The organism is Qaidamihabitans albus (assembly GCF_016464705.1).
Lineage (GTDB): Bacteria > Actinomycetota > Actinomycetes > Mycobacteriales > Pseudonocardiaceae > Qaidamihabitans > Qaidamihabitans albus.
Window position 1 is genome coordinate 1 of record NZ_JAEHOB010000014.1, and the last position, 9,689, is coordinate 9,689.

11 protein-coding genes are annotated in these 9,689 nt (G+C 68.6%); 8 read left to right on the plus strand and 3 right to left on the minus strand.

Going from position 1 to position 9,689, the window contains the following annotated elements:
- Positions 1-129 precede the first annotated feature (129 nt).
- Positions 130-543 (minus strand): PQQ-dependent sugar dehydrogenase, encoded by a 414-nt coding sequence (locus JAP66_RS23670; RefSeq protein WP_199434172.1) that lies wholly within the window; start codon positions 541-543, stop codon positions 130-132.
- A gap of 509 nt (positions 544-1,052) precedes the next feature.
- Positions 1,053-1,319 (minus strand): thioredoxin family protein, encoded by a 267-nt coding sequence (locus JAP66_RS23675; protein WP_307849694.1) that lies wholly within the window; start codon positions 1,317-1,319, stop codon positions 1,053-1,055.
- Between the two features lie 132 nt (positions 1,320-1,451).
- Between JAP66_RS23675 and JAP66_RS23680 the strand changes: the two genes are divergently transcribed.
- From JAP66_RS23680 to JAP66_RS23715, 8 genes are all read left to right on the plus strand, one after another.
- Complete coding sequence (locus tag JAP66_RS23680) at positions 1,452-1,667, plus strand: hypothetical protein (RefSeq protein ID WP_199434041.1); 216 nt, start codon at positions 1,452-1,454, stop codon at positions 1,665-1,667.
- A gap of 716 nt (positions 1,668-2,383) precedes the next feature.
- Positions 2,384-2,818 (plus strand): SRPBCC domain-containing protein, encoded by a 435-nt coding sequence (locus JAP66_RS23685; RefSeq protein WP_235999347.1) that lies wholly within the window; start codon positions 2,384-2,386, stop codon positions 2,816-2,818.
- Positions 2,815-3,153 (plus strand): ArsR/SmtB family transcription factor, encoded by a 339-nt coding sequence (locus JAP66_RS23690; protein ID WP_199434043.1) that lies wholly within the window; start codon positions 2,815-2,817, stop codon positions 3,151-3,153. Before JAP66_RS23685 ends, JAP66_RS23690 begins: the two co-directional genes overlap by 4 nt.
- 135 nt (positions 3,154-3,288) lie before the next feature.
- Positions 3,289-4,098 carry an SDR family NAD(P)-dependent oxidoreductase gene (locus JAP66_RS23695; RefSeq protein ID WP_199434044.1) on the plus strand — a complete coding sequence of 270 codons (810 nt, stop codon included), beginning with the start codon at positions 3,289-3,291 and terminating at the stop codon, positions 4,096-4,098.
- 7 nt (positions 4,099-4,105) lie between these two features.
- The gene (locus JAP66_RS23700) at positions 4,106-4,867 is read left to right on the plus strand and encodes an isocitrate lyase/PEP mutase family protein (RefSeq protein ID WP_199434045.1); all 762 of its coding nucleotides are present in this window, start codon (positions 4,106-4,108) and stop codon (positions 4,865-4,867) included.
- A gap of 582 nt (positions 4,868-5,449) precedes the next feature.
- Positions 5,450-6,610, plus strand: coding sequence for an acyl-CoA dehydrogenase family protein (locus JAP66_RS23705; RefSeq protein ID WP_199434046.1), 1,161 nt, complete (start codon positions 5,450-5,452; stop codon positions 6,608-6,610).
- 16 nt (positions 6,611-6,626) lie between these two features.
- Complete coding sequence (locus tag JAP66_RS23710) at positions 6,627-7,643, plus strand: acyl-CoA dehydrogenase family protein (RefSeq protein WP_199434047.1); 1,017 nt, start codon at positions 6,627-6,629, stop codon at positions 7,641-7,643.
- A 96-nt stretch (positions 7,644-7,739) separates the two neighbouring features.
- Positions 7,740-8,180 (plus strand): VOC family protein, encoded by a 441-nt coding sequence (locus JAP66_RS23715; RefSeq protein WP_199434048.1) that lies wholly within the window; start codon positions 7,740-7,742, stop codon positions 8,178-8,180.
- A gap of 18 nt (positions 8,181-8,198) precedes the next feature.
- Here JAP66_RS23715 and JAP66_RS23720 read toward each other — a convergent pair whose 3' ends face one another.
- A complete protein-coding gene (locus tag JAP66_RS23720) occupies positions 8,199-9,689 on the minus strand; it encodes an MFS transporter (RefSeq protein WP_199434049.1) in 1,491 nt (496 codons plus the stop codon).

The window sequence follows — 9,689 nt, forward strand, 5'->3', positions numbered from 1 at the left end:
CACGTGCCGAGAAGTGGTCAAGATTCGCGTGCCGTTGACAGATGTGGTCGTCGCCAGGGCGCGGGGCGGTCCCGCCCCAGGTGGCCTGATCAGTGTTCGAGGTCACGCCCCACAAAGCTCCGTCCGGGGCTACTTCGACCGTACGGATGCGACCGTACTCGCCGACGAGGTGGTCGACGGCCTCACCGCTCGCCCGCGACCGTCGACAGGCAGCTGCCACAGGCGCTGCCCGCCCAGTGCTCCCATCCAGAGTGATCCGGCGGCGTAGGCGATGCCTGACGGAGACGCGTCGTCGGGGTGGATGATGAAGATCGGCGGCCGCCCGCCTTCGCCGTCGGTGCCCTCGGCCTCGGGCCAGCCGTAGTCGGCCCCGGACGTGAGCACGTTCACCTCGTCCCACGTGCGATGGCCGAGCTCCGAGGCGTACGTCGTTCCGTCGGGGCCGAACGTGATGCCCTGGACGTTCCGATGCCCGCTGGAGTAGATGGCGGTGCCGGACGGATTGTCGTCCGGGATACTGCCGTCCAGCCGAATTCGCAGGATCTCACAGCGGAGGAGGACGCTGGCGTGCTTGTGCTCGCGTCCGCATCAGACGATCCGATATCGCAGCTGCGGGCCAGGAAGCGATGAGCCAGGTTCTGCTCACCGCCACCGGTCTGAGACTGGCCGGTTGCCCGCTCACCGAACCGCTGGAGGTCAAAGGGCTCGGCACACGATCCGGCAACAGGTCCTCGCCGGCGACGGGCACCCACAGGCCGTGCTCCGTGTGGGCTGGGCCTCGGTGAACGCGGAACCATCGCCCGCCACACCACGGCGTCCGGTCGGTGAGGTGCTGTCCGCACTCGGTAAACCTCCGTCACCTCCCGCTACGGAGCCCGTGAGCTGACGCCCAGCAACAGGGCCCGCAAGCGGAAGCACTGCTTGCGGCCCCTGTCGTCTTTGCGTTCTTGCTAATGACGGAGTAGTGGTGACTGTATGAGCTATCGATTGCTTCAATGCAGTCGTGTATAGAGCATTATACATCTTGATGCGGCATGGCGTTGGGGGCGGGCTCAGCCCACGCGCCCCAGCTCACGGCTGTTCGGCTGGACCGTGCGCAACGTCGCGATCAGCTGGTCCAGCATCGACTCCGGCATGGCACCGCGCAGCGCCACAAGGGTCGGGATGGACCGAACGTGGAACGCACGGGCGATCTGCGGCTGCGCCTCGGTATCGACCTTGCCGAAGACAATGTCCGGATGTTTCTCCGGCACCCGCTCGAATACCGGCCCGAACATCCGGCACGGCCCGCACCACGCTGCCCAGAACTCCACCAGCACGCTTCCCGGCCCGTTGAGGGTCCGGGAAAGGTTTCGCTCGTCAGCTCCACAGTCGCCATCTGACTCCTCAATTTCGAACCACTCACCTCGTTCGTGTGGTGGACGCTCGCGGCCACTCTGCTTGCCGGTGCCGTGGCCGCCCTGCTGGGGAGATGGGAGCGCGGCGGCTGGGCGACCCACGACCGGTTGGCGGCATGCTTCGGCGCGACGCTCGCGGCGGCGTCGTTCGGGCTGCTGCTGGTATCCCTAGCAGACCGGACGGAAGACGTCGTGTTCCAGGTGATCATGATCGGCGCGATCGTGGCCGGCTACGCCTGGTGCCGCCGACGCATCAGCATGGCGGGATGAACCTCGTACCTCCCTGGCGCTTCGGGGCACTATCAAACATGTTCCGCAAGGCCCTGGAGCGCTACACCGCGCGCGCCCGACATCCCCACGGGTGCCTGGGCGTCCAGGGCGCCCTGGCCACCGGCGACTCCGGGCGCGCGGTCCGCGACCTTCTCGCCGCCTGGCGTAACAACGGCTGCTTCCGCGTCCGGGACGCTTCCAGCGCGCCGTCGACGACGGCGACCTGCCTCGGGAGACCAATCCGGCGTTAGTGGCCCGCTACGTCACCACCCTGGCATTCGGCATCTCCGTGCAAGCCGCGAGCGGAGTCGGCCGCGACGAACTCCAGGAAATGGCCGACACCGCCCTACGCAACTGGCCACTCTCCTGAGAACCACCCGGCGTTCGTCTTCGCGACCAACTGAACTTTGCCAAGCTGGTTTACGCGACGCCCCGGCTGACCTTCATTCAGCTCGGCCTCAGTGGCGAACAGGAACGAGTGGATCGCCGTCGTCACGCGCTCAAGGACCTGCGCGTCCCGTTACGTCATTCCGAGCGCCTGCCCGCGCTGACCGAGCGACGGAGCCAGAACCATCTCGTCGTCGTTGTCGAGGAACGTCCTGGCCGGTCAGGCCTGCCCGGCGCGCAACAAGCGGTTGCGCAATGCTGCTTGTGTGTGGCACAGTGAACCGCAACAGGTGGTTGCCTATCGGAGGTCTGCAATGGAGTTCAGAACGTTGGAACGCGAGATCCGTATCGACGCGGCACCGGAGGTCGTGTTCGATGTGGTGAGTCGTCCCGAACACATCAAGATGTGGTGGGCCGATGACGCGTCGTTCAAGCCCGTGCCGGGCGAAGTCGGCGAACTGACCTGGGGCGACCGCTCGAAGGTTGCACCTCTGACGGTCGTCGAGGTCGACCCGCCTCGCAAGTTCGCGTTCTACTGGGTCGCTCCTGACGGCCAGACGCCTGCGGCAGACAACGCGCTGCTCGCCACCTTTGAGCTCGAAGCCTCCGGTGACGGCACGATCCTGCGCCTGACGGAGAGCGGCTGGCGGGACAAGGGCTGGGAACCTGATGTGCTCGAGGAAGCGTTCCACGACCACGAGCGCGGCTGGGACCTGTTCCTGCCCAGGTTGCAGAGGTATGCGGCGTCCGTGGTGACGCGATGACTGTCACCGTTGATGATGAAGTCTGGTCGGCGATCGGCGACCCGATCAGGCGCCGCGTGATCGATCTGCTGCTCGCGCACGGAGTCGCTACGCCGACCGGCCTTAGTGATCGTCTTCCGATATCGCGCCAGGCGGTCACCAAGCATCTGGGTGTTCTCGACCGCGCCGGCCTGGTGCACGCGACACCGATGGGCCGTGAGCGCCGTTACGAAGTGGACCAGGCGCAGCTCTCCCGCGCTGTCCGGCAACTGAATGAAGTCGGCAAGACCTGGGATGAACGCCTGAACCGCATCAAGCGCATCGCAGAACAGATCCAGCGTCAGCAGCACAGCTGACGACAGGTTGCCGGAAGCGACCCCTTCGGCCGATGTCGGCCCTTGTCGATGTCGCACGCACTCAAGCGGAGTAGCAGATCATGCTGCAAGAAACTCACCCCGCCGCGCTTTGGCCAACCCACGAAAGGTCAGGTCGTGACTGAATTGCTGTTGGAAAAGAAGAACGCGGTCATCTATGGAGGCGGAGGCGCTATCGGTGGCGCCATCGCGCGGGTATTCGCCCGGGAAGGCGCACGGGTCTTCATCGCAGGTCGGACGCAGGCGAAGCTCGACGCCGTCGCGGGCGATATCACCGCCACGGGCGGAATGGTCGAGACCGCACAAGTTGACGTATTCGATCAACAGGCGACCGAAAGACACGCAGATGCGATCGCGGAGACGACCGGCAGCATCGACATCGCCGTCAATGCCGTGAGCATCATGCATGACCAGGGGACCATGCTCGCAGACCTCTCGCTGGGCGAGTTCATGCGGCCAATTGACGGCTTCCTGAGGACGATGTTCATCACCAGCAAGGCCGTGGCGCGCCACATGGGTCGCGAGCGTCCCGGCGTCATACTGACCTTGTCCGAACCGGGTGCCAAGCTGGCTGTCGGCGGCATTCTGGGGCACGCGGCGAGCGCCGCCGGCAAGGAGGCCTTCTCGCGGGTGCTGGCCGCGGAGCTGGCCCCCAGCAACATCCGGGTCATCGGCATCCGCCCGCACGCTGTCGCCGATGCGCCTGCGGCAGGTTCCTACACGAAGGACCTCTTCCAGCCGGGTGCGGAAGCAACCGGGAAAACAGTGCAGGAATTCCTCGACGAGGGACTGGCTCAGGGAACGCTGCTCAAGAGACTGCCTACGCTTTCTGAGATAGCAGAGACGGCCGCGTTCCTGGCCGCAGATCGAGGTGGGGTCATGACCGGAACCATCGCCAACCTCTCCGCCGGCGCACTCGTCGACTGAGGCCACTGTGTCCGATCAGACCGACAAGGCCAAGCTCCTTCGTTCCTTGCACATCCCGGGCGCTCCGCTGGTGCTGCCGAACGCCTGGGATGTGGGAAGCGCCCGCGCCGTCGCCGACGCGGGCTTCGCGGTAGTCGCGACCGCGAGCAACGCGATCTCCGCCGCTTTGGGCTATGACGACGGTGAGGGCGCCCCGAGAGAGGAGATGATGTTGGTCGCCCAACGCATCGCAGCCTCTGTCGACGTGCCGGTCACCGTCGACGCCGAGGCCGGCTACGGGATGGCGCCGGAGGAACTCGTCGAACTGCTGCGCGGGATCGGAGTCGTCGGCTGCAACATCGAGGACTCCGATCACGCCAACGGCGGCCTTGTTGACGCCGATGTCCGCGCCACGTACATCGCCCAGATGCGCGCGGCCGCCGACCGCATCGGGGTACCGCTGGTCATCAACGCCCGGATCGACTCGTTCGTCTCCTCCTCGCCTCTGGTGGGGAATCAGAAGCGTGCCGATGCAACCAGCAGGGCTGCGGCGTACTGGTCGGCCGGCGCTGATTGCGTATTCCCTATCGGAGCAGGGCCGGATGATCTCCGTGCCATCGTCGCCGAGGTCGGCGCACCGGTGAACGCTGGTCTTTCGCTGAAAGGCGGATCGCTGGACGAGCTTCGTGCCATCGGCGTGGCCCGGGTTTCCGTGGGACCCCAGCTCTACCGCAGCGCGCTTGACCACCTGCACACCGATCTCCAACGTCTTCTCGCGCTGTGCGGCTGATACTGGTCTGACGCCGACCCCCGGATCGCACCGACGTACTGCCTTGAGAACGTCCGTCCGCCGCTGGATCAACGAACGGAACGCCGACTCGAAGCCGTTCGTGTCGACCAGGACCGCCGACCAGATCCGCGACACCCTCGCCGCATACTGCACACGCCTGCGGATCTGGGATTCGCACAGCGGAACCGCCCTGGCCTCGATGCCCGTCGACGGGCCCCTCCGCTCATGCCATTGGCTCGGAGGATTCCGGACGATCTGCGCGGTCGGGGTGCGCGGGTGCTACGCGTTCGATTGGTTCGGCCGGAGCGGCCGCTCGGAGCAGGCGCCAGGCCGTCGCTTCGCGGCAAGCCGGGCAGGAACCCTCATCGAAGCCCTGTTATCCCAGGAGAACCAACAGTATCGTCAAAGAACTTCCGCCGATACTCGAACAGTAGAGGACCGACCAAACCACCAGCTGTCGCATGTCAATGGACCGACACGGTCGACCTGCACACTCAACTTTCGCCAGAACCGGAGCATGCGGCGGGCTCATCGTTCACCGAGGCTGTCCCGCCAGGGCCATCCCGGCTACCTTCGTGGGCCATGCGCCTGAGCGATAGCGAGCGGGAGCGCGAGTTCCGCGCTGCAGTCCGGGAATGGCTCGACGCCAATGGCGCACCCGCTGGTCCGGGTGCGCCACGCGTCTGGGACGCCGCCGCGTTGCGTGAATGGAGCCGCGCATCGTGGAAAGCCGGATACGCCGGTATCACCTGGCCGACCGAGTACGGCGGTCGCGCGCTCGACGGAGGCTACCAGGCCATCCACACCGAGGAATGCGCGCTGGCGGAAGCGCCCGACCACGTCAACGTGATCGGCACGAACATGGTCGGACCGACTATCATCCGGTACGGCACCGACCGGCAACGCTCGGCCTTCCTGCCCCGCATTCTGTCCGGAGACGCCTTGTTCTGTCAGGGTTTCTCCGAGCCGGAGGCAGGATCCGACCTCGCGGCCGTGCGAACCGTCGCCAGGTCGCACGCGGACGGGTTCGTACTCGACGGCGAAAAGGTCTGGTCCTCATACGCCCACCTCGCCGACCACTGCCTGCTGCTGGCCCGCACCGAGCCGGAAGGGCCGAAACACGAGGCGTTGAGCTGTTTCCTGATAGACATGCGCGCTCCCGGGGTGGAGGTGCGGCCCCTGCGCCAGATGTCCGGTGACGCCGACTTCAGCAGGATCGCGCTCACCGGCGTGGTCGTGCCCGAGGATCGCCTGCTCGGCCCACGCGGTGGTGGCTGGCGGGTCGCCATGACCACTTTGGCGCACGAGCGGGGCACGTTCGGCATCGCACTGACGGCACGCCTCTCCGTCCAGTTCGCCAGGCTGGTACGGACGGCCATCGAGTTGGGGAAGGATCGAGATCCCGTGGTGCGCAAGGACATCGCGGACCTGCACGTGCAGCTCGAAGCCCTGCGGCACACCGGCTACCGTGCGCTCGCCGCTCTCGAACGCACGGGCGAGCCCGGCCCGGAAAGCGCCATCCTCAAGCTGCGCTGGTCGAGCGTGAACCAGCGGGTCGCCGCGCTGGGCTGCCATCTGCTCGGGGAGCAGGCGCAGCTCGGCGGACCGGGCACCTTCTGGGGCGGTTACTGGCAGCGGCAGCGGTTGCGCAGCAGGACGAACAGCATCGAGGGAGGTACCTCGGAGATCCTGCGCGGCGTTGTCGCCGAGCGGGTGCTCCGGTTGCCCCGGTCGCGGACCTGACGGAGGACGACGGCGGATGGACTTCTACCCGACCCGGACGCAGGCCGATCTCAAGGCCACAGCCCGCCGATACCTGGACGACCGCTACCCGCTCGAACGGGTCGCGCAGCTATGCCAGTCCGGTACGCCGCACGAGCACTGGACGGAACTGGCCGAACTGGGGTGGCTCGACGCCGAGCTGGGCACCGTCGAGCTCGCCCTGATCGCCGAGGAGACGGGGCGGACGCTGGCTCCGGCGCTGTGGTACGCCGCCGCGGGAGCGGCCCTGCCGTGCTACCGGGCCGCGGGCGTCGAGCCGCATGGTCCGGTCGCCTTTGCCGGCAGCGTGGCCACGTGCGACGCACGCAACGGAGGCGAGCGATGGGCCCTCCACGGCAGACTCGCCCTCGTGCCCGGTTCCCGGTCGGTCGGCGAGATCGTCGTCGCGGCGAGCACGGCGGACGGTCCCGCGCTGTTCGCAATCTCGTCGGACGGCCCTGGTGTGGCGGTGCTCGACCACTACGGCGTCGACAGCATCGACCCGCTCAGGCGGCAGGCCGACGTCGAGCTCTCGGCGGCGCCGGCCCGGCTGCTCGCGGCCGATCCGGACGGCCGGCTGCTCGGCACGGTCACCGAGCGCACCGGCATGATGCTCGCCTCGGAGGGGGTGGGCGTCGCCGAGCGAGGGCTCGAACTGGCCGTCGACCATGCCACGAACCGGGTGCAGTTCGGCAAGCCGATCGGCTCCTACCAGGCCGTGGCACACCCACTGGCCGAGGCGTACGCCGACGTCGAACTCGCCCGCTCGCTGGTCTACCGCGCCGCGTGCGTACTGCAGGACGGACCGGGCGGCGAGGCGGAGGTCGCCGCGGCCGTTCACGCCTCGACGCGGTGCGCCGTCTCGGTGTGCGAGACCGCCGTGCAGACGTTCGGAGGTACCGGCGTCACGTGGGAGTTCCCGCTGCACTGGTGGTACCGGCGGGCGCTCTGGCTCGACGCGCACCTGTCACGGACCGGCCCCCTCGACACGATCGCGGACACCGTCCTCGGTTGATGGCGGTGTGCGCGTCCACAACGACCAACTGGCCGGAGGCGGCCACCGAGGCCACAATGACGAGCGTCACCACAGCAGCCGCAGGAGGTACAGACCATGGAACAGACCGGCACGGCGACGGAAGCCGGCGAAGGCACGGCCGCGGCGCGTCCCTCGGCGGTGTGGCCCACTCTGCGCTACACCGACGCCAAGGCGGCCATCGCGTTCCTGTGCGAGACGTTCGGCTTCCGGCAGACGATCGAGGTGCCCGAAGGGGACCTCGTCGCTCACGCGGAGCTCGTCTGGCCGGACGGGGGCGCCGTGATGATCGCGTCCGCCGCTGTGGACGAGGGCGCGCCGGATCCCCTTCCCGCCGGTGTCGGTGCCGTGTACCTCGTCACGAGCGAGGACCGCGTGCGCACGCTGTGGGAGCGGGTACGCCAGCTGGACGTCCGCGTCATGTTCGAGCTGCACGAGGCCAGCTACGGGTCCACGACCTTCACCATCCGCGACCACGAGGGCGTGTACTGGACGATCGGGACCTACGCCGGCGCCTGACCCGGACAGCACGTCCAGTCAGGCCCGCGCCGCCCGCGTGGGCTCGGCCGGTACGCGCTTACCGGCATCAGGGCCGACGAGCCAACCCGCGATGGCGGCGGCGAGCGCCGCTGCGGCGGCCGCGGTGAGGATGGCGGCGCGGAAACCGTCCACCGCGGTGGCGGCGCCCGCGCCGCCCCCGACCGACGGCCCCACGGTGGTGGACACGGCCACGAGTACGGCGATCCCCAGCGAGCTACCGATGTGGCTGGCCGAGGTCTGCACCCCGGACGCGAGGCCGGCGTTGTCCTCGGTGACCCGGTGCAGCGCGCCCACGGTGAGCGTCGGCAGGGTGAGCCCGGCGCCGAGGCCGATCACCAGTGTCGCCGGCAGGAATGCACCGCCGAACGTCGCGTCCGGCCCGATCAGCAGGGCCAACAGCGCGAGCCCGGCCACGGTGACGAGACTGCCGCACACCAGCATCGCCCTCGCCCCGACGCGGGGCACCAGCATGCTCGACGTCGTCGCCCCGCCGACGATCAGCAGGCCGTAGGGCACGTACGCGAGGCCGGTGCCGAGCGCGCTCCAGCCGAGCACGCCCCGCACGAACAGCGTGAGCAGGAAGAACATCGCGAAGAACCCGGACGCGAAAAGCAGGCTCGCCACGCACGCGGCGACCCGGACCCGGTCGCGGAAGAACCCGAGCGGCACGAGCGGCTGCGCCGAGCGCCGCTCCACCACCACGAACGCGGCGGCGAGCAGCACGCCCAGTGCCAGCGGCCCGGTCACCGACGGATCCGTCCACCGGTGGTCCGCGGACCGGAGCACGGCGTACACGATCCCGAGCGACCCGCCGGTGAGTGTCAGCGCGCCGAGCACGTCGGTGCGGCCCGCGAGGTCGCGCCCCGGCGAGCCGCGGGCGACGAACCTGCCGGCGAGCAGCATCGCGACCAGGCCGACCGGCACGTTGATCAGGAACACCCAGCGCCACGACGCGTACTCGTTGAGCAGGCCGGACAACGTGATGCCGAGCGTCCCGCCGACGCCGCTGAGTCCGGCGAGCACACCGAGTGCCTTGCTGCGCTCCCCCGGCTCCGTGAACGTCGTCGCCACGATCCCGAAGATCGCCGGCGCGGCGAGCGCGTCGCCGACGCCCTGCGCGAACCGCCCGGCCACCAGCATCCACGGCTCCTGCGCGAGTCCCGCGGCCAGTGAAGCGGCGGTGAACAGACCGGTGCCGACGAGGAACAGTCGTTTACGCCCGAACAGATCCCCGGAACGGCCGCCGAGCAGCAGCAACCCGCCCGCCATCAGGGCGTAGCCGTTGACCACCCACGCGAGCCCGGACTCGGCGAACCCGAGGTCGGCGCGGATGCTGGGCAACGCAACGTTCACCACGGTCAGGTCGAGCACGAACACGGCCTGCACCGTGCCGAGCACGGCCAGCGCCCACCAGCGGCGGGGATCGGCGGCCCGCGGTCGGCCCCCGGCGAGCGGCGTGCCGACCGGCGGGGTCGGTGGTTCCGTCAT